At 60.2% G+C, this 25264-nt stretch carries 24 protein-coding genes; 5 read left to right on the top strand and 19 right to left on the bottom strand.

Annotated elements, in window-relative coordinates; genetic code table 11:
• Positions 1–6: 6 nt before the first annotated feature.
• The gene (locus GM655_RS17620; RefSeq protein ID WP_155435995.1) at positions 7–2211 is read right to left on the bottom strand and encodes an OsmC domain/YcaO domain-containing protein; all 2205 of its coding nucleotides are present in this window, start codon (positions 2209–2211) and stop codon (positions 7–9) included.
• Positions 2212–2515: 304 nt separating this feature from the next.
• On the opposite strand from GM655_RS17620, the gene GM655_RS17615 reads away from it, so the two are divergent.
• The gene (locus tag GM655_RS17615; RefSeq protein ID WP_155436121.1) at positions 2516–4123 is read left to right on the top strand and encodes a methyl-accepting chemotaxis protein; all 1608 of its coding nucleotides are present in this window, start codon (positions 2516–2518) and stop codon (positions 4121–4123) included.
• A gap of 97 nt (positions 4124–4220) precedes the next feature.
• On the top strand, positions 4221–5009 hold the full coding sequence (locus tag GM655_RS17610) for a substrate-binding periplasmic protein (RefSeq protein ID WP_155435994.1): 789 nt from the start codon (positions 4221–4223) through the stop codon (positions 5007–5009).
• 29 nt (positions 5010–5038) lie between these two features.
• Here the strand turns inward: GM655_RS17610 and GM655_RS17605 are convergent, their stop codons facing one another.
• Genes GM655_RS17605 through GM655_RS17580 form a run of 6 tightly spaced genes read right to left on the bottom strand, consistent with a single transcriptional unit; the run spans position 5039 to position 11227 of the window.
• Positions 5039–6439 carry a multicopper oxidase family protein gene (locus tag GM655_RS17605; protein ID WP_155435993.1) on the bottom strand — a complete coding sequence of 467 codons (1401 nt, stop codon included), beginning with the start codon at positions 6437–6439 and terminating at the stop codon, positions 5039–5041.
• A complete protein-coding gene (locus GM655_RS17600; RefSeq protein ID WP_155435992.1) occupies positions 6436–7866 on the bottom strand; it encodes a TolC family protein in 1431 nt (476 codons plus the stop codon). The genes GM655_RS17605 and GM655_RS17600 overlap by 4 nt, the downstream gene beginning before the upstream one ends.
• 57 nt (positions 7867–7923) lie before the next feature.
• Entirely contained in the window at positions 7924–8280 is a 357-nt protein-coding gene (locus GM655_RS17595; protein ID WP_155435991.1) for a hypothetical protein, read from the bottom strand.
• Between the two features lie 25 nt (positions 8281–8305).
• Positions 8306–9082 (bottom strand): enoyl-ACP reductase FabI, encoded by a 777-nt coding sequence (gene fabI / locus GM655_RS17590; protein ID WP_155435990.1) that lies wholly within the window; start codon positions 9080–9082, stop codon positions 8306–8308.
• Positions 9079–10272: an acetate/propionate family kinase gene (locus GM655_RS17585; protein WP_155435989.1), complete on the bottom strand. Its 1194-nt coding sequence runs from the start codon at positions 10270–10272 to the stop codon at positions 9079–9081. The genes fabI and GM655_RS17585 overlap by 4 nt, the downstream gene beginning before the upstream one ends.
• Before the next feature lie 4 nt (positions 10273–10276).
• A complete protein-coding gene (locus tag GM655_RS17580) occupies positions 10277–11227 on the bottom strand; it encodes a phosphate acetyltransferase (RefSeq protein ID WP_155435988.1) in 951 nt (316 codons plus the stop codon).
• A gap of 162 nt (positions 11228–11389) precedes the next feature.
• On the opposite strand from GM655_RS17580, the gene GM655_RS17575 reads away from it, so the two are divergent.
• Entirely contained in the window at positions 11390–13066 is a 1677-nt protein-coding gene (locus GM655_RS17575) for a S53 family peptidase (protein ID WP_155435987.1), read from the top strand.
• On the opposite strand, the gene GM655_RS17570 is transcribed toward GM655_RS17575, so the two are convergent.
• Complete coding sequence (locus GM655_RS17570; protein ID WP_155435986.1) at positions 13060–14454, bottom strand: DUF2799 domain-containing protein; 1395 nt, start codon at positions 14452–14454, stop codon at positions 13060–13062. The genes GM655_RS17575 and GM655_RS17570 overlap by 7 nt on opposite strands.
• Positions 14455–14643: 189 nt before the next feature.
• Here GM655_RS17570 and GM655_RS17565 point away from each other — a divergent pair, with 189 nt between their 5' ends.
• On the top strand, positions 14644–15129 hold the full coding sequence (locus tag GM655_RS17565) for a hypothetical protein (protein ID WP_155435985.1): 486 nt from the start codon (positions 14644–14646) through the stop codon (positions 15127–15129).
• On the opposite strand, the gene fusA is transcribed toward GM655_RS17565, so the two are convergent.
• Positions 15113–17215 carry an elongation factor G gene (fusA, locus tag GM655_RS17560; RefSeq protein ID WP_155436120.1) on the bottom strand — a complete coding sequence of 701 codons (2103 nt, stop codon included), beginning with the start codon at positions 17213–17215 and terminating at the stop codon, positions 15113–15115. The two genes, GM655_RS17565 and fusA, sit on opposite strands and share 17 nt — an antisense overlap.
• A gap of 143 nt (positions 17216–17358) precedes the next feature.
• On the opposite strand from fusA, the gene GM655_RS17555 reads away from it, so the two are divergent.
• Entirely contained in the window at positions 17359–18420 is a 1062-nt protein-coding gene (locus GM655_RS17555; protein ID WP_155435984.1) for a phospholipase A, read from the top strand.
• Here the strand turns inward: GM655_RS17555 and GM655_RS17550 are convergent.
• From GM655_RS17550 to mltG, 10 genes are all read right to left on the bottom strand, one after another.
• A complete protein-coding gene (locus GM655_RS17550) occupies positions 18417–18614 on the bottom strand; it encodes a hypothetical protein (protein ID WP_155436119.1) in 198 nt (65 codons plus the stop codon). The two genes, GM655_RS17555 and GM655_RS17550, sit on opposite strands and share 4 nt — an antisense overlap.
• Before the next feature lie 136 nt (positions 18615–18750).
• Entirely contained in the window at positions 18751–18999 is a 249-nt protein-coding gene (locus GM655_RS17545) for a hypothetical protein (RefSeq protein ID WP_155435983.1), read from the bottom strand.
• 58 nt (positions 19000–19057) lie between these two features.
• On the bottom strand, positions 19058–19981 hold the full coding sequence (locus tag GM655_RS17540; protein ID WP_155435982.1) for a class I SAM-dependent methyltransferase: 924 nt from the start codon (positions 19979–19981) through the stop codon (positions 19058–19060).
• 132 nt (positions 19982–20113) lie between these two features.
• Positions 20114–20800 carry an ankyrin repeat domain-containing protein gene (locus GM655_RS17535; protein WP_155435981.1) on the bottom strand — a complete coding sequence of 229 codons (687 nt, stop codon included), beginning with the start codon at positions 20798–20800 and terminating at the stop codon, positions 20114–20116.
• 16 nt (positions 20801–20816) lie between these two features.
• Entirely contained in the window at positions 20817–21596 is a 780-nt protein-coding gene (locus tag GM655_RS17530) for a TatD family hydrolase (RefSeq protein WP_155435980.1), read from the bottom strand.
• Positions 21597–21640: 44 nt separating this feature from the next.
• On the bottom strand, positions 21641–22162 hold the full coding sequence (locus GM655_RS17525; protein ID WP_155435979.1) for a GNAT family N-acetyltransferase: 522 nt from the start codon (positions 22160–22162) through the stop codon (positions 21641–21643).
• Positions 22163–22168: 6 nt separating this feature from the next.
• Positions 22169–22549, bottom strand: coding sequence for a PilZ domain-containing protein (locus GM655_RS17520; RefSeq protein WP_155435978.1), 381 nt, complete (start codon positions 22547–22549; stop codon positions 22169–22171).
• 10 nt (positions 22550–22559) lie between these two features.
• A complete protein-coding gene (locus GM655_RS17515) occupies positions 22560–23594 on the bottom strand; it encodes a DNA polymerase III subunit delta' (protein WP_155435977.1) in 1035 nt (344 codons plus the stop codon).
• Positions 23595–23597: 3 nt separating this feature from the next.
• Positions 23598–24221 (bottom strand): dTMP kinase, encoded by a 624-nt coding sequence (tmk, locus tag GM655_RS17510; protein ID WP_155435976.1) that lies wholly within the window; start codon positions 24219–24221, stop codon positions 23598–23600.
• A 3-nt stretch (positions 24222–24224) separates the two neighbouring features.
• A complete protein-coding gene (gene mltG / locus GM655_RS17505; protein WP_155435975.1) occupies positions 24225–25214 on the bottom strand; it encodes an endolytic transglycosylase MltG in 990 nt (329 codons plus the stop codon).
• Positions 25215–25264: the final 50 nt, after the last annotated feature.

The following is a 25264-nucleotide window of genomic DNA, read 5'->3' as shown; positions in this document are numbered from 1 at the left end:
GGCGCCTTATTTGGCTCGGGCCGCGAATTTGGCGCGGGCACTGTGCAGCTTCTTGTAGCTGTCCAGCAGGCGTTGATGTCTGTCCAGCCCCTCGAGCTGCATGCTAGTAGGCGTGAGGCCGTAGAAACGCACGCTGCCGTCAAGTGAACCCAGCACGGCGTCCATGCGCGGATTGCCGTACATGCGGCGGAAATTGCCTTCGTAGTCGCACATTTGCAACTCGTCATCGAGCTCCACTTCGAGCGCCGCATTCAGCGCCTGATAGAACAAACGACGTTCCACCGTGTTGTCGTTGTACTGCAGGAAAGCACCGACCAGATCGTGCGCATCTTCCAACTGGCCCAGCGCAAGATGGATCAGCAGTTTAAGTTCGAGTACCGTCAACTGCCCCCATTCGGTGTTTTCGTCAAATTCGATACCGATCAGCGTGGCGATGTCGCCATATTCATCCAGCTCGTTATTTTCGAGACGATCGAGCAAGGCTTCCAGCGCGGCCTCGTCCAGACGGTGCAGATTCAGTACATCTTGGCGGAACAGCAAGGCCTTATTGGTGTTGTCCCACACCAGATCCTCGACCGGATAGACTTCCGAGTAGCCGGGCACCAGAATGCGGCAAGCCACTGCGCCCAGTTCGTCGTACACGGCCATATACGATTCCTTGCCCATCTCGGCCAGTATGCCGAACATGGCGGCCGCTTCTTCGGCATTGGAATTGGCGCCGTGCGCCGTGAAATCCCACTCGACGAAGTCGTAATCGGCTTTGGCGCTGAAGAAGCGCCACGACACCAGACCACTCGAATCGATGAAGTGCTCGACGAAATTATTCGGTTCCGTCACAGCGTTGCTGGTAAAAGTCGGCGGCGGCAGATCGTTCAAACCTTCAAAGCTGCGGCCTTGCAGCAGTTCCGTCAGGCTGCGCTCGAGCGCCACTTCGAAGCTAGGATGGGCACCGAAGGAGGCAAACACGCCGCCCGTGCGCGGGTTCATCAGCGTCACGCACATCACCGGATACTGGCCGCCCAGCGAAGCATCTTTCACCAGCACAGGGAAGCCCTGCTCTTCCAGCCCCTGTATGCCGGCCACGATGCCCGGATATTTGGCCAGCACGTCTGCCGGCACGTCCGGCAAGGCCAGCTCACCCTCGAGAATTTCGCGCTTCACCGCCCTCTCAAAGATTTCGGACAGACATTGCACCTGAGCCTCGGCCAGCGTATTGCCCGCGCTCATACCATTGCTGACGAACAGATTTTCGATCAGATTACTAGGGAAATACACAGTCGCCCCATCAGACTGGCGCACATAAGGCAAGCTGCAAATGCCGCGCGCGGTATTGCCCGAATTGGTGTCAATCAAGTGCGAGCCGCGCAATTCGCCGTCAGCGTCATAGATGGCAAGACAGTATTCATCAAGTATTTCCTTGGGCAACGCATCTTTGCGGCCCGGCTTGAACCAGCGCTCGCTCGGATAATGGACGAATTCCGCATTGGCGATTTCTTCACCCCAGTAGGAACCGGCGTAGAAATGGTTGCAGCTGGTGCGTTCGATGTATTCGCCCAGCGCCGAGGCCAGTGCACTTTCCTTGGTCGAGCCTTTACCGTTGGTAAAACACATCGGCGAGTGGGCATCGCGAATATGTAGCGACCAGACATTCGGTACGATGTTGCGCCAGGACGCGATTTCGATCTTGATGCCGATCTCGGCCAGCAGGCCGGACATATTCGCAATGGTCTGTTCCAGCGGCAAATCCTTGCCGGAGATATAGGTGGCCGCTTGCGTATCCGGCTTCAGCGTCAGCAGGGACTGGGCATCGGCATCGAGGTTTTCCACTTCTTCGATGACAAACTCGGGGCCTGTCTGCACTACCTTCTTTACCGTGCAGCGATCGATCGAGCGCAAGATGCCTTCGCGGTCCTTGGCCGAAATATCCGGCGGCAGCTCTACCTGTATCTTGAAAATCTGTTGATAGCGGTTTTCCGGATCAACAATATTATTTTGAGACAGGCGAATATTTTCGGTTGGAATATTGCGAGTATTGCAATACAACTTCACGAAATAGGCCGCGCACAGCGCCGACGAGGCCAGAAAATAGTCAAACGGGCCCGGTGCCGAGCCATCGCCTTTGTAGCGGATAGGCTGATCGGCGATCACCGTGAAATCATCGAATTTCGCTTCGAGACGTAGCTTATCGAGAAAGTTGACTTTAATTTCCATGTGCGGCTTCCAAACAGTGCAAAGTTGATTTGGCCGCCATTATCGGTTGTTTTGCGCGCAAAGCCTAGGCAAGAGTGGCGTACAGGAGCACCAGCACTCAACTTGCGACTAGCAAGCTGCGAGACGCGCGCATAGGTCCGTTCCCAAGGCTGGCAGTGCGCTAGCACATCGATTTTGGAAGACAAGTAAATTAATTTGTGTTGCTTCTGCGCCAGTGTGATGGTTGGTGATAATTGCTCCCCTACACCAACTTTAATATCCAACGCTCACTGGCAGTTTTTCTGAGGGGATAGTGATGCCGAATATGAATATCGCCAAACGGCTGAGTCTGGGCTTTGGTCTGGTGTGCGTCCTGCTGGGCGTAGTAATTGTGCTGGGGCTGGCCTGCATGCGCGAAATCCAGCAGCGCATGATAGAGATTACCAAGGTCAACGATGTCGAAACCCAGATCGCCCAAACGCTGGACTTGACCGTAACGGAACGCGCGCTGGCCTTGCGCAACCTCATCCTGCTCAAGGAAGCCAAGGAAATTCAGATAGAAATCAAACGCATCAGCGATCAGGGCGCCAAATACACCACCCATCTGAACAAGCTGGACCAGATGTTCCGCAGCGAAGCCAATACCACGCCTGAAGAAAAGGAGTTGCTTGATAACATACGCAAACAAGGCGAACTGGCCCAGCCTTTCATCGTGCGTGCGCAGGAAATGGCCTTGAACGATAAACAGGATGATGCTTACAAGCTGCTGCGTTACGAATTCCGCCCCGTACAAAAAAAATGGTGGGAGCTCATACGCCAGTTAGTGGCGCTCGAGCAGAAGCAGAATACCGAGGCCGTGGCCAACGCGGAAGCAGCCTATGACAGCGCGCGCCAGCGCATGCTGGTACTGGGCGGGCTGACGCTGCTGTGCAGTCTGGTCTCGGGCTGGCTGATTACGCGCAGCATCGTACGCCAGCTCGGTTGCGAACCCGATCAGGCTGCCGCCATCGCGACAGAAATTGCTGCCGGCAACCTGCAAGTACCTATCCATGCCCGTAGCGACGACCATAGCAGCCTGCTGTTTGCCATGCAGTCCATGCGTGACGGCCTGAGCCGCATCGTCGGCCAGGTACAGCATAGTAGCGCCACCATCGCCAGCGCGGCAGGCCAGATCGCCTCCGGCAATCTGGACCTGTCTTCGCGCACTGAACGTCAGGCCACTACACTGGAGGAAACCGCCTCTTCGATGGAAGAGCTGACGGGCACTGTGCGTCTGAATTCGGACCGCGCGCGCGAAGCCAACGATCTGGCCGAATCTGCCTCGTCGGTTGCTGCCAAGGGCGGTGCAGTGGTTGCAGAGGTCGTGCATACCATGGCCGCCATCGATAATTCGGCCCACAAAATCGTTGATATTATCGCCGTCATCGACGGCATCGCGTTCCAGACCAATATTCTGGCTCTAAACGCGGCAGTGGAAGCAGCACGCGCCGGCGAACAGGGGCGCGGCTTTGCCGTAGTCGCGAGTGAAGTACGTACGCTGGCCCAGCGCAGCGCCGCTGCCGCCAAGGAAATCAAGGAGCTGATAGGCGATTCGGTCGACAAAGTTCAGGCCGGCAACCGTCTGGTGGAACAGGCCGGCGCCACCATGAACGAAGTCGTGGCCAGCGTGCGTCGCGTGACCGACATCATGGGCGACATCATGCAAGCTAGCCATGAACAATCAGCCGGCATAGAACAGATTACCGAAGCCGTTACCCAGATGGACGATGTAACCCAGCAGAATGCTGCGTTGGTAGAACAGGCGGCCGCCGCTGCACAGGCCATGCAGGAGCAAGTCCATAGCCTGAACGAAGCCGTGGGCGTCTTCCAGCTCGGCGGTTTGGTGCGGCGCAATCCGCGCGCTGCCAACTCCCCTGCCCTGTTGGCCAGCTAAGCCGAAAACCCGATGTTTTGCATAGAAAGCCAGCGTTCGCAGGCGAAATTGGCGCAAAAAATCGGCAATAGCTTCATGATCCGCTACACTTGCGGTCATGAACTATTTGCACGCTTTTTTAATTTATCTTTATAACAACGTCGCGTTACGTCTGGTATTCCTTGCCCTTATGGCATTTCCGTCAGCCCGCGCGGCCGCGCCTTTACAATTGGTGACGGCCGCGCTGCCGCCGTTTTCTTTCGAACAGGATGGCGCGCCGCGCGGTATCGCCGTAGATCTGGTCAAGGAAGCCTTTGGCCGCCTGCAAGTCCCTATCCGCATCACCTTTCTACCCATGACACGCGCTCAAACCATGATGGCGGCCGGCACTGCCGATGGCGTGTTTCCGCTCGCGTACAAAGAGGAGCGGCTGAACTATGTGAGCTACCCTAGGGAAAAACTGGTGGAAGACAGTATTTCCTTCTTTGTGCGACAGGATTCAGACATCCGTTACGACGGCGACATAGCCAAACTCGCGCAATACAGCTTCGGCGTGGAGCGCGGCGCTGTGTACGGACCGAATTTCACCCAAGCGCTGCTGAATGGCCAGATCAAACGGACAGACGAAGCTGCCACGCAGGCACAGAACGTGGCCAAGCTGGTTGGGCGGCGCTTCGATATCGCTGTGGGGCCAAGGTTGGTGATGCAATACTCGGCGGAAGTCTCCGGCCACGGCAATGCCGTCAAGGAACTCAAGCCGTCGGTCGATCTGGGGCTGGTGGCGTTTCTTGGCTTTTCGCGACTGAAAGACCACAGTGCCCTGATCGCACGCTACGACAAAGTGATGCAGGAAATGCGCAAGGATGGGACTTACGACCGCATCCTGCGCAATTACACGCGGCGCTAGCACGCCCGGTCTAAGCGCCGGGCCTGGCCTCAATGACCGCTGTGTCCGGTGGGCTTGCGCACAGTCACTTCCAACTCCGGGCCTGCCTGCACTTTGGGGGCTGGCATGGCTGAGCGGCCGCCATCATACTGCCGGCTCGGTGGCGGTAGCTCGCCCTGCCATTCATAGGCCAGCGTGCCAGCCGGATGCTGATACCAGCCAGGGTCGCTGTAATCACCGCGCTTCTGGTCTTTTCTCACCTTCAGCACAGTGAACATGCCGCCCATTTCCACCCCGCCGAATGGCCCTTCGCCTGTCATCATGGGCAGGGTGTTTTCCGGCAGCGGCATCTGCATGCCTCCCATCGAACCACCTTTTTCACCCATGGCCATATAGCCGGGCACGATGCGGTTGATCTTTTCGGCGATACCCTCGTGGTCCACCCCTATCATGCTGGGTACGTTATGGCCCATGGCATTCATGGTGTGATGCGACTTGTGGCAATGCAGGGCCCAGTCGCCCGGCTCGCTGGCGAGGAATTCGATGGCGCGCATCTGTCCGACGCCGATATCGGTGGTCACTTCAGGCCAGCGCGCCGTCGGCGGTACCCAGCCGCCATCCGTCCCCGTAACGACAAACTCGTGCCCGTGCATATGCAGCGGGTGGTTGGTCATGGTCAGGTTACCGACGCGTATGCGCACCTTTTCGCCCTGCCGCACCGGCAGCGTATCGATGCCGGGGAAGACGCGGCTGTTGAAGGTCCACAGATTGAAGTCCAGCATGGTGTTCGGTTTCGGCTTGTAGCTGCCCGGGTCAATATCAAAGGCGCTCAACAGGAACACGAAATCGCGGTCCACAGCCTGCTGGCGGTAGTCCTTGGGATGGGTGACCCAGAAGCCCATCATGCCCATCGCCATCTGGGTCATTTCATCGGCGTGCGGGTGGTACATGAACTGACCCGGACGGCTGGCCACAAACTCGTAGACATAGGTTTTGCCCGGCGCGATACCGGGCTGAGTCAGCCCCGTTACGCCGTCCATGCCGTTCGGCACCCGCAGGCCATGCCAGTGCACGCTGGTATGTTCCGGCAATTTGTTGGTGACGAAGATGCGCACGCGGTCGCCCTCCACCACTTCGATGGTCGGCCCCGGCGACTGGCCGTTATAGCCCCAAAGATGGGCTTTCATGCCGGGCGCCATTTCGCGCACCACCGGCTCGGCCACCAGATGGAATTCCTTGACGCCATTGTTCATGCGCCATGGCAGCGACCAGCCGTTCAGCGTTACTACGGGGTTGAAATGGCGGCCATTGGCCGGTGCTGGCGGCACATGGGTGTCTGCCCCCGTCATCACCACGGCTTCCGGCAAACTGGCCGCGCCGACCTTGCTGACCGCCGTGGCGGAAACCGCTGCTGCACCTGCACCTTTGAAAAAATCACGCCGCGTAATCATGGCTGGCTCCTCGATTCATTGCTGCCACCATGGATAGCGGCCTGTAAGCTGGTTTCCGCGATCCAGAAATCGCGCTGGGAAGTGATGGCGCCATTGACGGCAGTGAGCTGTTCGCGCGCGTCGGCCAGTAGTTCGAACACGCTGGCCAGCATGCCGTTGTAGCGCAGCAGCACTTCATCCGCGATCTGTTTGCGCAGCGGCACCACCTTGTCCTGGTAGTGGCGCGCAATCTCGTACTGGCTCTGGTAGGCCGAGTAGGCAACGCGTACTTGCGAGCGGGCCTGCAGTGCGACATCGGCGGCATGGTGCACGGTCTGCATATAGCTGGCCTGTGCTGCAGCATTGCGCGCGCTACCCCAGTCGAAGATGGGCAGTTCCAGCGTGACTTCGTAGCCCTGCTGACGCGGGCTGCCCGTGCTGCGCTTATCGGCATAACCGAGTTCGAACACATTGACAAAGCTGCTGGTCTGGCTCAGTCCCAGCGCCTCGGCACTGGCCTCACTGGCCTGACGAGCCGCCAGCACGTCGAGCCGGCTGCTGAGTGCCTGCGCTTCGGCGTCCGGCATGGCCAGCACATGGTGGGGCAGTTCAGGCAGACGCGCTGGCAGTTGCAGCACGGTGTCCTTGTTGTCCAACCCCAGCAGGCGCAGCAGCGCTTCACGGCTGGCAAGCGCTTCGTGCCGGGCCTTGACTAGCTGGGTGGTGGCGTCGTGCTGGAATGCCTGTTCGCGTGCCTGATCGAGCCGGCTCCAGTTACCTGCTTTGGCCATGCGCTCAGCGAGCTGGCCCGAAGCCTGGGCGGCCAGCGCCACCTGCTCGGCAAACTCAAGCGACTGTGCCGCTGCGACGGCCGTGAAATACGCGATGCGGGTATCGCTGGCCAGTTGCAGCGTGCGGCTAGCCAGGCTGTATTTGGTTTGCTCGAAGCGGTGCTGCTCCATGCGGCGACGCTGGGGCATGGTAATCAGGCCGGCCAGATCGAACATCACGCTGCGGTCAATTTCCGTTTCACCACCGCCGCGCACGCGGCCGAAACTGAAGGCCGGATTGCGCAAACGGCCAGCCTGCACCAGTTCGGCTTCGGCGATGCCTAGTTCCGTCAGCGATGCTTTCAGGCCGGAGTTGTTGAGTAGAGCTAGCTGCACGGCAGCATCGGCTGTCAGCGGCTTAGCCAGCAAGGCCTGCACTTGTTGTGCCGGGGCGGCGTCACGCTGGAGCTGGACCGGTTGGCCCAGACGCTGGCTGGTCAGGCTGGCCACATCGGTGTAGCCGCCATCAGCGGACAGCGACGCGCAGCCGCTCAGCAGGATCAAGGGCAGCAGGATGGCACTACGCCAGCCAGCCAGAGGCGCAAGTGTACGCGCCGCAGAACACAGCGGTGCGTGCACGCCGTCTGGCGCGTGCTGCGACAAACTATATCGTTTCATGGAATTCCTTCAATAATGTCGGGATACGGGCAGATAGCCCGTGACTTCGGCAAGATCTCAGGCAGGCCGGGGCGGCCGTTCGAGTGCAGGAGGAATATGGCCGGGCGGTGCCAGCTCGTTGATGGGGGCAACCGTGCCCGTCAGGCGGGCCAGTAGCAGTTCAGCGTTGAGCGGCGCACCAAGCGCGCTGGCACAGGCGGTGCAATGGCTGCATTTCGCATGGGCGTGCTGCTGCGCGGCTTTTTTCTGTTCCAGCTGCTGCTGGGCCTTCTCTTGCGCTGCGCAGTGGCTACCATGCAGTATCGGTGGCGTCAGCTGCACGCACGGCAGCATGGATGCCGCGCCGCCCTGCAGCGGCAAGGCGACGATCAACAGCCATAGCAGAAAGCGGAAGATGGGACGCATGGCCAGCATGTTACACCTTCCCATGACAGTAAGGTCAAGCAATGATGTTCAAACCGCCATCGATATACACTGTGCTGCCCGTCAGGTGATGGGCGAATGGCGAGGCCAGATAGGCGCAGGTATTGCCCACATCTTCAATGTCGACCAGTTCGCCCAGCGGGGCCCGGTTCAGCGCATCGCTGAGCAGACGGTCGAATTCTTTCAGGCCGGAAGCGGCGCGGGTTTTCAGCGGCCCCGGCGAAATCGCATGGACCCTTATGCCTTGCGGCCCCAGCTCGTAAGCCAGATAGCGGCAAGCCGATTCGAGCGCCGCTTTCACGGGCCCCATCAAGTTATAGTTCGGCACCACTTTTTCCGCCCCGTGGTAACTCATGGCGAACATGGCACCGCCCTGCGCCATCAGCGGTACGGCCAGCTTGGCCATGCGCAGGAAGGAATGGCAGGATACATCCATGGCCTGTAAAAAGCCTTCCAGCGAGGAATCGATCAAGCCGCCCTGCAGATCGGCCTTGGGCGCGAACGCGATCGAGTGCACCAGAATATCGAGCTTGCCCTGCTCCCCCAGCGTGGCAAACAGGGCTTCCATCTGCTCCGGCCTGGTGACATCAAGCGGCAGCAATTGCGCATCGATGGACTGCGCCAGCGGCTCGACATAGGGTTTGGCCTTATCGTTCAGATAGGTCAGCACCACTTCAGCACCGAGCTTGCGGAACGCCAGCGCACAGCCCCAGGCGATGGAATGCTCGTTGGCCACGCCCACCACCAATGCACGCTTGCCCGTCAAAATAGGATAAACAGTTTCTGTCGTCATGCTGGCTCCAGTAAGTCTTTGGTATGTTGTGCGATCATGAGTTCTTCATTGGCCGGCACCACCCACACGGCCACGCGGCTGGCGCCACTACTGATGCGGCGTAGACCATGACCAGTGGCAGCATTGGCCACGCCATCGAGTTGCACGCCCAGCCATGCGGCATCGGCACACACGGCCGCGCGCAGGCTGGCACTGTTCTCGCCTATGCCACCGGAAAACACCAGCGCATCGAGCCCGCCCAGCGCGGCTGCCAGCGAACCCAGTTCGCGCCCTATGCGGTACACCATCAGATCGATGGCAGCACGTGCGCGCGGCTCGCTGCTCTGTTCCAGCGTGCGCATATCGGACGCGATGCCGGACACGCCCAGCAAGCCCGATTCCTGATACAGCATCTTCTGCACGGCGGCCACGCTCATGCCCAGTTCTTCGATCAGGTACAGCACCACGCCGGGATCGAGCGCGCCGCAGCGGGTGCCCATGGGCAGGCCATCGACGGCCGTAAAGCCCATGGTGCTGGCCACACTGCGACCCGCATCGATGGCGCACATGCTGGCACCGTTACCCAGATGAGCAGCTACCACGCGCGCCTGGGCCAAAGCGGGATCCGCCTGCGGCAGACTGGCCGCAATATATTCGTAGGACAGGCCGTGGAAGCCATAACGGCGTACTCCCTGCGCCGTGATCCGCTCAGGCAGGGCAAAACTCTGCGCTTCTGCCGGCTGGCCCACGTGGAAGGCCGTATCAAAGCAGCCCACCTGCGGCAGGTCCGGCGTCAGCGCCATCATGGCGCGCACGGGTGCGAGGTTATGCGGCAGATGCAGGGGCGCCAGCGGAATCAGTTGCTCCAGTTTGGCCAGCACACTCGCGTCCAGCCGCTGCGGACCGCAGTAGTGCACACCGCCATGGACGATGCGGTGGCCCACGGCCACCACCGTATGGCCATCGAGGTGGCTATCGGCAAATTCCAGCAGATAGGCCATGGCAGCCGCATGGTCTAGCGGTGCATCGGGCCAGCGCCGTTCGCCTATGCTGTTTTCCTGCGCATCTTCGGCGGCGAAATGGGTCACGCCGCTGTACAGATTTTCTATCTTGCCACGGAAGGTCAGTTCCAGTTCAGCGCCGCTATATAGCGAGAACTTGATGCTGGACGAGCCCGCGTTGATGACGACGATGCTTTCATTCGACTGCATGACTTTAATCCCCCATCACATGGCCGCTGGCCAGCGCATTGCGTGCCATCAGCACGGCCACGGCGCACGAGGCTAGCCGCGCAGTAACGGAATCGGCCCGGCTGGTCAAAATGATGGGCACACGCGCACCGAGCACGATGCCGGCCGCGGCCGCGCCAGCCATGAAAGTCAGGCTCTTGGCCAGCATATTGCCCGCTTCCAGATCCGGCGCCAGCAGAATGTTGGCCTGCCCCGCCACGGGCGACACCAGATGCTTGATCTGCGCCGCTTCGGGATCGATGGCATTGTCCATGGCCAGCGGGCCGTCGAGTATGGCACCCGTAATCTGGCCGCGGTCCGCCATCTTGCACAGGGCTGCTGCATCGATGGTCGATGGCATGCGCGCACTCACGGTTTCCACCGCTGCGAGTATCGCGACTTTGACGGGCTCGAATTTGAGCACATGGGCCAGATCGATAGCGTTCTGGACGATGTCGACCTTGTCCGCCAGCGTAGGCGTGATATTCACTGCTGCATCGGTAATGATCAGCGGCTCGTTACGGCCCGGCACGTCCATCACGAAGCAGTGGCTCAGGCGGCGGCTGGTGCGCAAGCCTGTTTCGCCTGCGACCACAGCACCCATCAGTTCGTCCGTGTGCAGACTGCCTTTCATCAGCACGCTGGCCTTGCCTTCGCGTATCAACTCGACGGCACGGAAAGCCGAGTCGTGACTATGCTCGGTATGCACAATCGGCAATGCTGCAATATCCAGTCCGGCCTCCTGCGCCGCCTGCTGTATGCGATCCTGTGGTCCCACCAGTATGGGGCTGATCAGTCCCATGCTGGCCGCGTCGAGCGCCGCTTCGAGTGCATGGTGATCGCAGGCATGAGCCACGGCCACCGTGGCGGGCCCGGACTTGCGCGCGGCAGCGATCAGAATTTCGTAATACGGGTGCGGCACACTAGGGGAATTCATTGTTTCTCCGTCACTGTTTTCGTGGCAATGCTAACAAGTTATAAGATTATTGCAACTAACTGTGTGCATCTTAGCGTCAATCTGGCGGTAAATGTACGTAAATTTTTCCGCATTGAACATTACCTGAGATAAACTTTTTACTGTTATCGTCAGGAGTTTGCCATGCTGCGACCATCGCGCCCCGTATCGACCATGCTTGCTGCCCTGCTGGCAGTGGCACTCAGCGGCAGTGTTTATGCGGACAACCGCCAGAACTGGCGCGCCGTACGCACCCAGACACCAGATACCAGCGAGTACACCGAAGGCGCGGAACTGCGTGCCGGCGATACCGTACCGGTAGCCATCTCGCTGCAGCTACGTAACCGTGCCCAGCTCGAAAGCTTCGCGGCAAACTTGATGTCGGGCACAGGCGTCAGCGCCCTCAGCAGCGAACAGTTTTTGGCCCAGTATGCGCCAAGCAGCGGCGATGTTGCCAGCGTCGTCCAGCACCTGCGCCAGAGCGGCTATGTGAATATCGAAGTGAGCGAAAACCGCATGCTGATCACGGCCGATGGCACGGCCGCCACGGCCGGTAAGGCCTTCAAAGTGCGTATGGCCCACTTCAACCGCGGCGAACGCCACGCCTACGCCAATACCAACGATCCCGTAGTGCCTGCAGCACTAGGCAACATCGTGCTTGGTGTGCACGGCTTGCAGACCGTGCACACGGCCCACACGGCGCAAGTGCTGGCACTGAGTACCGCCTACGCGACGGCCGGCAAAGTCGGTCACAGCCCGACTAGCTGGCCGGCCATCTATAACGCCAGCGCACTGCCCACTGCCGCCAAGACCTCGATCGGCATCATCACTGCCGGCAGCGTGACCCAGACTCTCACCGACCTGTACAGCTTTGCTAGCAGCGCCGGCTACGCCAGACCCGCTGTGAGCGTGGTCAACGCGCGCCGCGTGACCAATGCCAGCGCCACCGATAACACGGCGGAGTGGAATATCGATAGCCAGAATGCGCTCGGCGCAGCGGGCGGCGTGGTCAAATCCATGGTGTTCTATAACGCGGCCTCGATGGCCGAGGCAGACCTGACGGCCGCATTCAATGCTGCCGTGAGTGCCAATGTGGCCAAGGTCATCAGCGTATCGCTGGGCGAATGCGAAATCAATGCGCGCGCGAGTGGCACGGCTGCGGCCAACGACCAGATTTTCCTGGCCGGCATAGCGCAGGGCCAGACCTTTGTGGTGGCTTCCGGCGATAGCGGCTCGTATAGCTGCGGAGGTGTCAGCAATGCGCAAAGCTATCCGGCTTCGTCGCCCTATGTGATCGCGGTAGGCGGCACTTCGCTCAGCACCAGCACTGCCGGCGCGTGGACCGGTGAAACGGTATGGGCTTGCAGCACGGCCAGCACCTGTGCGAGCGGTGGCGGCACGGGCGGCGGCGCCAGCCTGATCGAAGCGGCCCCGAGCTGGCAGTTGAGCGCCAAGGTGCTCGGCACTTCCACCCGTCGTGGCGTGCCGGATCTGGCCTTTGCCGGCGACCCTAGCAGCGGCGCCATCACTTTGGTCAAAGGCAGCAAGCTGCAGTACGGCGGCACCAGTCTGGCAGCGCCCATCTTCGCCGGTTTCTGGGCACGCATCCAGTCGGCCAACAATAACAAGCTGGCCTTCCCTGCACCCGCCCTGTACAAATACGGCGTGGCGCAGACGGCGCTATTCCATGACGTAACCAGCGGCAGCAATGGCGGTTACAGCGCGGCCAAAGGCTGGGATTACACGAGCGGCTTCGGCAGCCTGAATGTGGGCGCTTTCGCCGCGTTTGTCACCTCCAGCGGTGCCTTCCTCGCTCAGTAGATATTGCGGCGCAGGCGCTCCATGTCGCGCTGATACTGCTCTACCCAGACGCGCGCATCGTCGCGGCGCCGTTCGTTACGGCGTATGTGATCGAGCAGTTCACGCCGCTCCTGTTCACGGCGCGCATCCTGCTTCTTGCTCTCTTCGTTGACGGGGCGGTCTTTGGCTTCGCTGGCATTGCGCATTTCACGCTCGAGCCGGCTCAGACGGTGGTAGCCATCGTTGATGCGGCCGTTCAGTTCTTCCAGATCATTGACAGCCTGACGGTGGCGTGCGCTGACCGACTCGTAATCCTGCCCGCTCACGTAAGCATGCTTGAGCTGGTCGCGGAGTTCGGCACGGCAGACATCGATGGCCATGCCCTGATTGGCCCGCCCGCGTTCGAACGCCACTTCGGGCTGACAATAGCGCGCATTCTGTTCCTGCCACGCCGCCGTGTACACGCTGCGGGTGGACGGCAGCACAAACACCTGGTCGCGCGCAGCATTGGCTATGCGGTTATCGAGCAGGAAGGGTTTGCCATAACCATCGTCGGCACCAGCCTGACGCCAGTAGTCGGTCAAACGGGTTTCCCAGGCCAGCCGGTATTCCGTTTCCAGCACTTTCAGGCCGCGCGCACGGGCTTCCTTGCTGCGCATGCCAAACTCGCGGCCGTTGACGGCGTCTTCCGTACCGAGATTGCGCCAGTAGTTAACCAGCTCGGCATTCCACGCCGTCCGGTATACATCTTCCTGCACCTGCACGCCGGCGCTGCGCGCGCGCGCTGCGCGGTTCTGCAATTCGCTATCGGGCACGCCGTTGTGGGCATCGTTGTATCCGGCATCCTGCCAGAAGGTACGGTTGCCTACCTGCCAGCCACTGCTGAACGCCGCTTCGTCGAAGCGCATCTGCATGGCAGCGGCACGGCTGCGCCCTGCCTCGAGCGGCGCAGCGAGTGGCTGGCCGTCGATGCCGGCGCTGCGGCCTATGCCGTGCCAGTAGCTTGAATTACCCATGGTCCAGCCATTGTCATAGGCGGGACGGTTGAGCGGTGTGCCATGCTTGCGCACGTCGGAACTGGCCGCATGTTGCTCGTACTGAGTAGGCAGCAAGCCTTTTACGCCATCCTGCTCGCCCCAGCCCGACCACAACTCCCAGTTGCCCTTGTTCCAGCCCGCCGCATACAGGCTGTCCGCACCAGCGGCGGCCTGCTTGCTGTCCGCATGGTCGTCACAAAACTCCTTGCGATCGGCAAAGTTGGCCGGTTCGCCAGCGATGCCGTCTTTGTGCCCGATCAGGTTCCAGTCGCCCACTTTGCAATCGGCGATGCGCTGCATGGTGCCGGCGCAACCGCCCAGCAGGAAGGGCAGCGCAAGTATCAGGGGGCGTAGGCGTAACAGAGGTTTCATGACAGTCCCGATGAGTGAATTCGGGGCGATTATATGGTACATCTGACAAAACAAAACAGGGTTTCTGGTTAGCACTTGTTACAGATGTAATGACCGTGTGACTGGCGGTATCAGAGCCCAAAAGAAAACTCTGGCGCGCCGTTTCGGGCTGGCTATAATGGGCCACTTTCTTCGCTTGACAGGAAAACAATGAAAAGCAGTCTGATCACAGCCACTTGTCTGATATTGGCGGCGCAATGGGCCCAGGCACAAACGCTGGAATCCATTCCGAACGCGCCCTTGCAGGAACTTTGGGTCAACGGCGGTTTCTATTCCTACCATTTCCAGCGTAACAAAAACCTCAATGACCGCAATCCCGGCCTAGGGCTCGAATACCGATTCTCCAGCGTCGCGTCCGTCACCGCCGGGCGTTTCTATAACAGCGACCGCAGTTATTCGAATTACGCCGGTATGTACTACCAGCCGTGGCAGATCGGGCCGGTACGCCTGGGGGCTGTTGCAGGCGGCTTCAACGGTTATCCGAAAATGCGGCAGGGTGGCTGGTTTGTGGCCGCCATCCCTACCGCCAGTTTCGAATACCAGCGCGTGGGCGTGAATGTGGCGGTAGTGCCGACCTATAAAGACCGGCTCTACGGCGCCATTTCCGTCCAGCTCAAGTTCAAGCTTTCCGACTGATGCCCTGCTCCACCAGATGCTTGGGCACGGCTGCGTAATGCTTGAACTCCATGGTGTAGGTGGCCCGCCCCTGCGTCAGCGAACGTAGCGTGGTCGAATAACCGAACATTTCCGCCAGCGGCACCAGCGCGCGGATGATCTTGCCGCCACCACCGGCAATTTCATCCATGCCCTGCACCATGCCGCGCCTTGCCGTCAGGTCGCCCATGGCATTGCCCATGAACTCTTCCGGCGTTTCCACTTCCACCTGCATCATCGGCTCCAGCAGCACCGGGTCGGCGCGCCGCATGGCATCCTTGAACGCCATCGAGCCCGCCATACGGAAGGCGTTCTCGTTGGAGTCCACGTCGTGGTAGGAGCCGAAGGTCAGCGTCACCTTCACATCCACTACCGGATAGCCGGCCAGCACGCCCGAACGCAGGGTTTCCTGCACACCCTTGTCGACGGCCGGAATGAACTCGCGTGGCACCACCCCGCCCTTGATGGCATCGACAAATTCATAGCCCTTGCCGGCTTCCAGCGGTTCCACCGTCAGCACCACATGGCCGTACTGACCCCGTCCGCCGGATTGCTTGACGAACTTGCCTTCCACATCGGTGGCGCTGCGCTGTATGGTTTCGCGGTAAGCCACCTGCGGCTTGCCCACGGCCGCTTCCACGCCGAACTCGCGCCGCATGCGGTCCACCAGGATTTCCAGATGCAGTTCACCCATGCCGGACATGATGGTCTGGCCCGACTCTTCGTCCGTATGCACGCGGAACGACGGATCTTCCTGTGCCAGCCGGTTCAGGGCGATGCCCATTTTTTCCTGATCGGCCTTGGTCTTGGGCTCCACCGCCTGCGAAATCACGGGTTCAGGGAACACCATTTTTTCCAGCACGATGACCTGATCGGGCGCGCTCAGCGTGTCACCTGTGGTCACGCCTTTCAGCCCCACGGCGGCAGCAATATCACCGGCATACACTTCCTTGATTTCCTTGCGCTCGTTGGCATGCATCTGCAGGATGCGCCCCAGCCTTTCCTTCTGGCCCTTGGTGGGGTTATAGACCATGTCGCCCGAGTTGACCACGCCCGAATACACGCGGAAGAAGGTTAACTGGCCCACAAACGGGTCCGTCATGATCTTGAAGGCCAGCGCCGCGAACGGATCGTCGTCGCTCGGATGGCGTTCCACCGGCTGGTCATGCTCGTCGTGACCGGCGATGGCCGGCACGTCGACGGGCGACGGCAGGTATTCGATCACCGCATCCAGCATGGCTTGTACGCCACGGTTCTTGAAGGCGCTGCCGGCCAGCATGGGCACGATTTCATTACGTATGGTGCGTGCGCGTAGCCCCGCTTTGATCTCCGCTTCCGTCAGCGTCTGGCCTTCCAGATATTTGTCGAGCAGCACGGGGTCGCCTTCGGCGGCCGCCTCCACCATGCTGTCATGCCATTGCTGCGCCTGCGCTTGCAGCGCGGACGGGATGGGTTGATAGCTGAACTTCACGCCCAGACTGTCGTCGTCCCACTGGATGGCCTGCATCTTGACCAGATCGATGACGCCATGGAAATCCTCTTCCGCACCGAGCGGAATCTGGATAGGCACGGCCACGCCTTTCAGGCGGCTGGCGATCTGTTCGCGCACGCGGAAAAAGTCCGCACCGACGCGGTCCATCTTGTTGATGAAGGCGATGCGCGGCACGGCGTATTTATTCGCCTGCCGCCATACGGTTTCCGATTGCGGCTGCACGCCGCCCACCGCGTCGTACACCATCACGGCGCCATCGAGCACACGCATGGAACGCTCCACCTCGATGGTGAAGTCGACGTGGCCCGGCGTATCGATGATGTTGATACGATGCTCAGGGAAATTGCCGGCCATGCCTTTCCAGAAGGCCGTGGTCGCTGCCGAGGTGATGGTGATGCCGCGTTCCTGCTCCTGCTCCATCCAGTCCATGGTGGCCGCACCGTTGTGCACTTCACCTATTTTGTGGTTGACCCCGGTATAGAACAGGATACGCTCGGTGGTCGTGGTCTTACCGGCGTCTATGTGCGCGCTGATGCCGATATTGCGATAGCGCTCTATGGGTGTTTTGCGGGTCATCATCTGCTCCTTGTTCAGCAATTTCAAATCAGGGAGGCACAGGTGCGGCGGTTCCGGACAAATTCAAGAGCTGCCTGGCTAGTCACGCTTAGCGCGGCAGAACGATTTCTGTACAATAAGCCATCGTTTTGCGGAAATCTCTCATGAAAGTCACTGCACTGCCCCTGCTACTTATTTGCGCATCCGGTCACACGCTGGCCAGCAGCGAGCTGGAACAGCGGCTGGAACGCTGCGCACTGCTCGGCGATGCGAATGCCCGTCTGGCCTGCTACGACGGTCTGACCAAGGGGCCAGTGCTGCCGGTTGGCAGCGAAGTGGCGGCCCTGCCAGCCGATCCTACCCAGCCGCCGGCCCCGCCCGTTGCTCCGGTATTACCACCCAAGCTGGCCCAGCTAGCCGTCGTCCCGCCGGCCGCCAGCATTTCACGCATGGCGCAATGGTGGGAACTCGATAGCGCCAGCAAGCGCGGCGTGTTCAATTTCCGCCCCCATCGCGACACCTACATCCTGCTGGCCAATTACAGCAGCAGCTCCAATGATGCACCATTTGAAGACTTTACGCCGGCGGGCATCAAAGCCAAGCATGTGGAGCTGATGTACCAGCTTAGTTTCAAGATGAAACTGATCGAACAGGCGGCGCAGACGCCGATCGATCTGTGGTTTGGTTACACCCAGGAAAGTTTCTGGCAGGCCTATAACCGGGCCGCCTCCAGCCCATTCCGCGAAACCAATTACCAGCCTGAACTGATGTTGGCGGCGCCATTCAATCTGCCGCTGGGCATCATCGATCTGCGCTACATCACGTTGGGCGTGGTGCACCAGTCAAATGGCCAGACTTCCTCGCTATCACGTAGCTGGAACCGGGTGTATGCGGAGGTGGGTGCGGAGAAAGAGCGCTTCGGCCTGACTTTCCGCCTGTGGAAGCGGCTAGATAATGCCCGCTCGAATAATGACAATTTCGATATTGCCGACTATCTCGGTCATGGTGACTTGCAAGCCAGCTACCGCGCCGATGGCCACGAATGGTCGCTGCTGGCGCGGCGCAACTTCAAGAAACAGCACGGCGGCCTGCAACTGGGCTGGGCCTTCCCCGTGCGCGCCAATCTGAAAGGCTATCTGCAAGCGTTCAGCGGCTATGGCCAGAGCCTGATCGACTACAACTATTCGCAGAAGTCGCTAGGCGCCGGCTTCCTGGTGGATTTCTAACGGGCCGAGCCGCGCAGTACCCGGGCCGGCAACAGCACGATGGCGCGCAGCAGCTCGAATACCCCTTCCACGCCTATGCCTATCAGGCGGAAGGGTAGCAGGATCAGCCAGCACAGCGGATAGGCAACCAGTGCCAGCAAAGCCAGCGGCCAACATAGAAACAGCAGGACCAGCCACAGCAGAAAACCCAGCATCATGCACTCCCGGAACGGAAAACATTGTCAATGCTGACACTGTAGGCTGCTGCCCCCACTCCTGCAATTGGCATGCGACCAACTGCAGATAGCGCCGATTAACGGTGACTAACGGGGGATGAGTGGTATGTACGGCTTACTGGCCGACGCAGATGATCTTGGTCTGGTATTCGCGCGCGTTGGGCTTTTTACGGTTGGCCCAGGCGATGGCTTCGTTGGCCTGCTCTATGGTCAGCACGGACGCCTTGTCCTTGGACTTGATGAAGGAGACGCCTTCGAACACGCCTTCCTTGCTGCGCATGACTTTGGCAAAGACGGGCGGTTTGGTCTCGCCATCCGCAATTTTATTCTGCTGCACGAGGTAGCGCTGATCGATTTCTGACATGATATTCCTTCGCTAAAAGTGGGAATATACGCTTTCTATCGCTCAGCGCAAAGCCCGCTCAGGCATACACGGCACTGTAGCTGGCCGGTTGCAGCGCAGCCTGATACAGCAAACTGGCTTGCAGGCTGGCCTGCAGCGATGGAATGCTGCCGCCGGCGCGGTACTGGAAACTCACTTGCAGCACATCGCCTTCGCGCGCCGTGACCGGCGTTTCCAGCGGCAGCACCATGTAGTGGTTGAGCCAGTCGATAGTGCTCGAGCGTTCCGGCACCACGGCCAGGATGTTCTTGGTAACGAAGCGCAGCGCATTGATTACGCCATCGCGCTCGATGACGAATTTGCCCTGCCACGCATAGCTGAGCTCATTGGGCTGGGTGAAATCGATGATGCTGTACACGCCCGGCTGGGCCAGCTCCGTGGTGCCTGAGTAGCTGACGCCGGTTTCTTGGAACTGCACGATGGGCGCGTAGAAGCCCTCGAAATCATATTCCTGCTGCAGCGGCTGTACCGCCATGATCACGGCTTCCGGCAGGAAGATGGGCAGCGGCCCGCCGAAGCGCTCGGTGTAACGGCGCTTGAACGATTCGATCACTTCTACCTGCTTTTCGCGCAGCATGCCCACATGGATCATTTCGCAGATCACCACGTCGACCGGCTCGGGCGGCAGGTATTCGAAGGCATCGGCATGGATCACTTCGACCTTTTCGCCTTTCGGATTGAGGGCCAGCATGCGGCGCGCTTCCTGCACCATATCGGGATTGAACTCGACGCAATACACCTTGTCCGCCTTGTCGGCCGCGAACCACGACAGCACGCCCGTTCCACCACCGAGTTCCAGCACTTTCGCGCCCGGCTTGACGGCATAGTCGATGGCCGCCTTGAAACTATACATACGGTTCTGGTCCATCAGCATGTTGTGATGGTAGTGGACTGGAATGAATTGCCCCAGATAGCAGCTTTCAATCTCGCGTTCGTTCAGCATGGTTATCCTCAAATGTCGCGTCCAGTCTCTGGTTGCTGGACGTAATGACATTATGCGGAACGATGCTCCGTAGCAATGCCCGAAAATGGCAGGACTTTGCCCGCTAATTCCGGCTATGCCTGCGGCGCGATTTCACCGCCGCGCTGTGCGGGCCAGATAATCATTGATGGCTTTGGCGATCCATGGCTTCTCGGCCTTGATGGCAAATTCTGCTGCGTTCAGATGAAAGCCGCCATCCTTGCGGCTGGCATCGGCGCCATGCTCAAGCAGGAACAGCACGGCCTGCTCCTGCCCTTCACGTGCGGCCAGCATCAGCGGCGTCATGCCGGATGGCGCTTCCGCATCGACGTGGGCGTGGCGCTCCAGCAGCAGCGCGGCAACCTCGGTACTGCCGGCTGCCACGGCATAATGCAACGCCGTCCAGCCCGGTTGCTCGACACGGGCGCCATGGGCCAGCATGTCCAGCACGGCGGGCTTGCTGCCCCGGAAAGCCGCCATCATCAGGGCCGTGTTGCCATTCGGCGCCTGCGCTTCCAGATCGATGCGCGGATGCTTCATGAGTACACTGGCGACCCGGTAGGCCTCGTAACGCATGGCCACGATCAGCGCTGTCTCGCCGGAACTATCGCGCGCGTTCGGATTGGCGCCGCGGCTCAATGCCGCAGTCACGCCGGAAACATTGTCGAGTTGCGCTGCACGCAGCAGATCGACCTCGTCGTCCGTCTGCGCCAGCGTCGCGGCCGGTGCCAAGTTGGCTGCTGCACATAGCGCCAATGCTGTCAGAGCGGCGAGATGCTTGCGGCGGGTAGGACTAGCCATGGCAGGGTTCCGTCAGTCAGGGTTGCAGCTGAAATAGCTGGAAGAAGTTGGCTGTGGTCTGCTGCGCTACCTGCTCCACCGGCACGCCTTTGAGCTTGGCGATGTATTCGCCCACATGGGCGACGAAACCGGGTTCGTTCATCTTGCCACGGTAAGGCACGGGCGCCAGATACGGCGCATCCGTCTCGATCAGGATGCGCTCGAGCGGCAGTTCCAGCGCCACCGCCTGCAGTTCTTTGGCGCTCTTGAACGTTACGATACCGGAGAAGGAAATATAGAAGCCCATCTCGATGGCAGCGCGCGCCACTTCCAGCGATTCGGTAAAACAGTGCATCACGCCGGCCACACCGCCTGCATCGGTACCGGCGCCCTCTTCACGCATGATGCGCAGGGTATCTTCGCTGGCGCTACGGGTATGAATGATCAGCGGCTTGCGGCACTGGCGCGAAGCGCGGATATGGGTACGGAAACGTTCGCGCTGCCATTCCAGATCGCCCTGCAGGCGGAAGTAATCCAGCCCCGTTTCGCCAATGGCAATAATCTTGGGATCGTTGGCCAGCTCGACCAGCTGTTCCACGCTGGGCTCGGGCGTATCTTCGTAGTCCGGGTGAACGCCGACCGAGGCATAGATGTGAGGATACTGGTGGGCCAGCGCCAGTACCTGCGGAAAGTCCGGCAAGTCTACCGACACGCACAGCGCGTGGGTGACTTTGTTGTGGGCCATCTGGGCCAGCACTTCGGGCATGCGAGCGGCCAGCTCGGGGAAATTGATATGGCAGTGGGAATCGATAAACATGCCGCGATTGTAACCCAAGCTGCCACTGCCCTGCTGCCGGTGTCTCAGGCCACGCGCTTGCCTAGAATGATCAGGTCGCGCTCTACGCCGTCCAGATTGGCCACGCGCGGCAGGTTGGCCCAGGTGGCAAAGCCGAACTTGTTAAACAGCCCCAGGCTGGGCTGGTTGTGGCCAAAGATGAAACCGAGCAGCGTATGCACCTTGATGGCCGGCGCATGGGCGATGGCCTGAGCGATGCAATAGCCGCCTACGCCCTTGCCGCGCCATGCCTCGGCGATATAGATAGAGATTTCCGAAGTGCCCGAATAGGCCGGACGGCCATAGAAATTCGAGTACGACATCCAGCCCAGTATCTCGGACTGGGCCGCGTTATCGTCCGCCCGTTCGATGATCCACAGTGGGCGGCGCTCCGGCGTGTGCTCATGGAACCATGGCAGGCGCGATTCGACCGACACGGGCTCGGTATCGGCAGTCACTTCGCGCGAAGCGATGGTGCTGTTGTATATGGCAACGATGGTGGGTAAATCTTCTAGCGTGGCTATGCGGTGACGAAATTCGGTAGTCATGAAAATTCAGATAGTGTGGGTGGCACGGGCCGAACGCATGGCCGCGCCGAGAAACTCTTCGATGCGCTGGCGCGCGCGCTGGCCGCTCTCGTCATCGGGAAAATGCACGCCTATGCCTTGCGCCCGGTTGTTATTGGCACCGGCCGGCGTAATCCACGCGACCTTGCCGGCGATCGGGTATTTATTCGGATCATCCATCAGCGACAGGATCAGATAGATCTCGTCGCCGATCTTGTAGGGCTTCTGGGTCGGCACGAACATGCCGCCGTGCTTGAGGAACGGCATATAGGCCGCATACAGGGCGGCTTTTTCCTTGATCGCCAGCGACAGCACCGTAGGCCGCGCCTGGGGCGTCGCAGTCTGGGTGATGGGGTTGACGGTGGACATGGTATTTTCCTCAGGCACAGCTAGCCGCATAATCGAGCAACATATCCTCAAGGAACAGCTTGGGCGACAGCGGATGGTCCGCGACGGCCCGGCGTTCATTGGCCCGCTTGATCAACGCCAGCAGACGGCTGACATGGATCTTGTCGGCCAGCTGCGCCAGTTCTTTCTGGTAGCGTGGATAGTAACGGATGTTTCCTGCCAGTTTGTAGGAAAACACGTCATAAAGCCAGCGCTGCAAGCAGGAAACTTGCGTACTCAACGGCAATTTCTGCAATTTGTCGGCCACCCGCAGCGCGCTTTCCACGGCCGGGCGGGCCAGCATCTGCAGCAATAGCTCGAGTTCTTCGCGGTTGCCGCCTTCCGACTGGGCTAGCGCAGTCAGCGGCGCACCGCCCTGCTCGCGCAGCCAGCTATCGGCGTCCGGCACGCCCTGTTCCTTGAGCCAGGCCAGTGCCTGTGCATGCGTAGGCATGGGCAGGGCAAACTTGCGGCAGCGCGACAGGATGGTGGGCAGCAGCCGGTCCAGACTGTTCGAGGCCAGCAGGAAAACCGTGCCCGGTGGCGGCTCTTCTAGCGTCTTCAGCAAGGCATTCGACGCTGGCAGATTCAGCGCTTCGGCCGGATACAGCACGACCACGCGCAAGCCCTGGCGGTGGGTGGAAATATTCATGAAATCGGCCAGATTGCGGATCTGCTCGATCTTGATTTCGCGCGAAGGGGTCTTGCTGGACTTGGCCGCCTTTTTAGTTTCGCCCTCGCCTTCCTCGCCCTCGGCCGGCAACTCATCTTCCAGCGCTTCCGGCCGCACACGGCGGTAATCCGGATGATTGGCCTGCAGGAACCAGCCGCAGGACGCACACTGGCCGCAAGCATGACCATCCGGCAGCACGGCTTCGCACAGCAGACTCTGGGCAAACGCTTCGATGAAGTGGGACTTGCCGGTACCGGCCGCGCCATGGAACAGGATCGCATGCGGCATGCGGCTGCGCAACGTCTGCAACTGCTGCCACGCTGCTTGCTGCCATGGGTAGATATTGGCGCTCATCGCTCAGGCAGCCAGCAAGGCGTCTAGAATGGTGGCCAGCTCGGCCTGGATGGCGGCGATGCTGCGGGTCGAATCGATGATGCGGAAGCGCTCGGGGAACTGGGCAGCGCGGCGCAGATACTCGTTGCGGGTGGCAGCGAAGAAATCGGCCTGTTCCTGCTCGAACTTGTCCAGCTCGCGGGTGGCATCGAGCCGCGCGCGCGCTACATCAAGTGGCACATCGAACAGGAAAGTCAGGTCCGGCTGTAGATCGGGATGCACCCACTGTTCCAGTGCATCGAGCTTGGCCAGCGGCAGGCCACGGCCGCCACCCTGGTAGGCAAAGCTGGCATCGGTGAAGCGGTCGGACAGGGCCCAGCTACCGCTCGCCAACGCCGGTGCGATCACTTGCGCGATATGTTCGCGGCGGCTGGCAAACATCAGCAAGGCTTCCGTTTCCAGATGCATTTTTTCATGCAGCACCAGATCGCGCAGCTTCTCGCCCAGCGGCGTGCCGCCCGGCTCGCGCGAGCTGACCAGCGCTATGCCGGCGCGCTGGATGTGGGCGCTGACAAAAGCGATATGGGTGGACTTGCCGGCACCATCTATGCCTTCGAAAGTGATGAATTTACCGCGTTGTTGAGTCATTGCTTATCTTTGGTACTTGTTGACGGCCCGGTTATGGTCGGTCAAATTATCGGAGAACTGGCTGGTGCCGTTGCCCTTGGAAACGAAATACAGGGCGCCCGTCTTGGCCGGTGCCAGCGCTGCGGCCAGCGATTGCAGGCCGGGCAAGGCGATAGGCGTGGGCGGCAAGCCGTTGCGCGTATAGGTATTGTACGGGGTGTCCGTTTCCAGATCAGATTTATGGATCTTGCCATCGTAGCGCGCACCCATGCCGTAGATCACAGTGGGGTCGGTCTGCAACATCATGCCAATTTTCAGGCGGTTGACGAAGACGCCGGCGATCATGCCGCGCTCAGACTTTTGCCCCGTCTCTTTTTCCACGATGGACGCCATGATCAGCGCGTCATACGGCGTCTTATACGGCAGCGCCGGATCGCGCCGCGCCCACGCATCGTTGAGACGGGTCAGCAGCATCGCATGGGCCTGACGGTAGATGTGCAGATCGCTCGAACCTTTGGCAAACAGATAGGTGTCTGGGAAGAACAGCCCTTCCGCCTGATTGAATTCGGAACCGATGGCGCTTAGCAGCTCCTTGTCCGTGAGCGTGATGGAATCATGCTTGAGGCCTTGATGGGCCGCCACGGCAGCGCGCATCTGGCGGAAGGTCCAGCCTTCGATGATGGTCAACTGTTCCTGAGCAAATTCGCCGCGCACCAACTGGTCGAGCAGTCCCAGCGGCGTGGTGCCCGGTTTCAGTTCATAGGTACCAGCCTTCAGCTTGCCGCTTTTGCTGGTGATGCGGGCCAGCAGATTGAACAGCAAGGGTTGTACGGGCGCGCCGGCTTCGGCGATTTGCTGCCCTGCAGCATGAGCACCGCTACCGGGCGCGATGGAAAACTCTATCGGTTCGATTTCATCGCCGACGATCGGGTGCTGCGACCAGTACATAAAATAGCCTGCGCCGGCCAGCGTGCCCAGAAAGAGCAATATGAATATTTTCTTAACAAATGCCATGGTCGGTACGGATAGGGGGTCGTTTGTCTACCAAATCGCACAGCTTGCCA

This window comes from Pseudoduganella danionis, assembly GCF_009720775.1.
Taxonomy (GTDB): domain Bacteria; phylum Pseudomonadota; class Gammaproteobacteria; order Burkholderiales; family Burkholderiaceae_D; genus Rugamonas; species Rugamonas danionis.
The sequence above is the reverse complement of the archived record's forward strand: the minus strand, read 5'-3'. Positions and strand labels throughout refer to the sequence as shown.

Excerpts from the sequence above, each read along its gene's own strand:
- GM655_RS17620 (WP_155435995.1), bottom strand. The coding sequence starts at position 2,211 with ATGGAAATTAAAGTCAACTTTCTCGATAAGCTACGTCTCGAAGCGAAA.
- GM655_RS17615 (WP_155436121.1), top strand. The coding sequence starts at position 2,516 with ATGAATATCGCCAAACGGCTGAGTCTGGGCTTTGGTCTGGTGTGCGTC.
- GM655_RS17610 (WP_155435994.1), top strand. The coding sequence starts at position 4,221 with ATGAACTATTTGCACGCTTTTTTAATTTATCTTTATAACAACGTCGCG.
- GM655_RS17605 (WP_155435993.1), bottom strand. The coding sequence starts at position 6,439 with ATGATTACGCGGCGTGATTTTTTCAAAGGTGCAGGTGCAGCAGCGGTT.
- GM655_RS17600 (WP_155435992.1), bottom strand. The coding sequence starts at position 7,866 with ATGAAACGATATAGTTTGTCGCAGCACGCGCCAGACGGCGTGCACGCA.
- GM655_RS17595 (WP_155435991.1), bottom strand. The coding sequence starts at position 8,280 with ATGCTGGCCATGCGTCCCATCTTCCGCTTTCTGCTATGGCTGTTGATC.
- fabI (WP_155435990.1), bottom strand. The coding sequence starts at position 9,082 with ATGACGACAGAAACTGTTTATCCTATTTTGACGGGCAAGCGTGCATTG.
- GM655_RS17585 (WP_155435989.1), bottom strand. The coding sequence starts at position 10,272 with ATGCAGTCGAATGAAAGCATCGTCGTCATCAACGCGGGCTCGTCCAGC.
- GM655_RS17580 (WP_155435988.1), bottom strand. The coding sequence starts at position 11,227 with ATGAATTCCCCTAGTGTGCCGCACCCGTATTACGAAATTCTGATCGCT.
- GM655_RS17575 (WP_155435987.1), top strand. The coding sequence starts at position 11,390 with ATGCTGCGACCATCGCGCCCCGTATCGACCATGCTTGCTGCCCTGCTG.
- GM655_RS17570 (WP_155435986.1), bottom strand. The coding sequence starts at position 14,454 with ATGAAACCTCTGTTACGCCTACGCCCCCTGATACTTGCGCTGCCCTTC.
- GM655_RS17565 (WP_155435985.1), top strand. The coding sequence starts at position 14,644 with ATGAAAAGCAGTCTGATCACAGCCACTTGTCTGATATTGGCGGCGCAA.
- fusA (WP_155436120.1), bottom strand. The coding sequence starts at position 17,215 with ATGACCCGCAAAACACCCATAGAGCGCTATCGCAATATCGGCATCAGC.
- GM655_RS17555 (WP_155435984.1), top strand. The coding sequence starts at position 17,359 with ATGAAAGTCACTGCACTGCCCCTGCTACTTATTTGCGCATCCGGTCAC.
- GM655_RS17550 (WP_155436119.1), bottom strand. The coding sequence starts at position 18,614 with ATGCTGGGTTTTCTGCTGTGGCTGGTCCTGCTGTTTCTATGTTGGCCG.
- GM655_RS17545 (WP_155435983.1), bottom strand. The coding sequence starts at position 18,999 with ATGTCAGAAATCGATCAGCGCTACCTCGTGCAGCAGAATAAAATTGCG.
- GM655_RS17540 (WP_155435982.1), bottom strand. The coding sequence starts at position 19,981 with ATGCTGAACGAACGCGAGATTGAAAGCTGCTATCTGGGGCAATTCATT.
- GM655_RS17535 (WP_155435981.1), bottom strand. The coding sequence starts at position 20,800 with ATGGCTAGTCCTACCCGCCGCAAGCATCTCGCCGCTCTGACAGCATTG.
- GM655_RS17530 (WP_155435980.1), bottom strand. The coding sequence starts at position 21,596 with ATGTTTATCGATTCCCACTGCCATATCAATTTCCCCGAGCTGGCCGCT.
- GM655_RS17525 (WP_155435979.1), bottom strand. The coding sequence starts at position 22,162 with ATGACTACCGAATTTCGTCACCGCATAGCCACGCTAGAAGATTTACCC.
- GM655_RS17520 (WP_155435978.1), bottom strand. The coding sequence starts at position 22,549 with ATGTCCACCGTCAACCCCATCACCCAGACTGCGACGCCCCAGGCGCGG.
- GM655_RS17515 (WP_155435977.1), bottom strand. The coding sequence starts at position 23,594 with ATGAGCGCCAATATCTACCCATGGCAGCAAGCAGCGTGGCAGCAGTTG.
- tmk (WP_155435976.1), bottom strand. The coding sequence starts at position 24,221 with ATGACTCAACAACGCGGTAAATTCATCACTTTCGAAGGCATAGATGGT.
- mltG (WP_155435975.1), bottom strand. The coding sequence starts at position 25,214 with ATGGCATTTGTTAAGAAAATATTCATATTGCTCTTTCTGGGCACGCTG.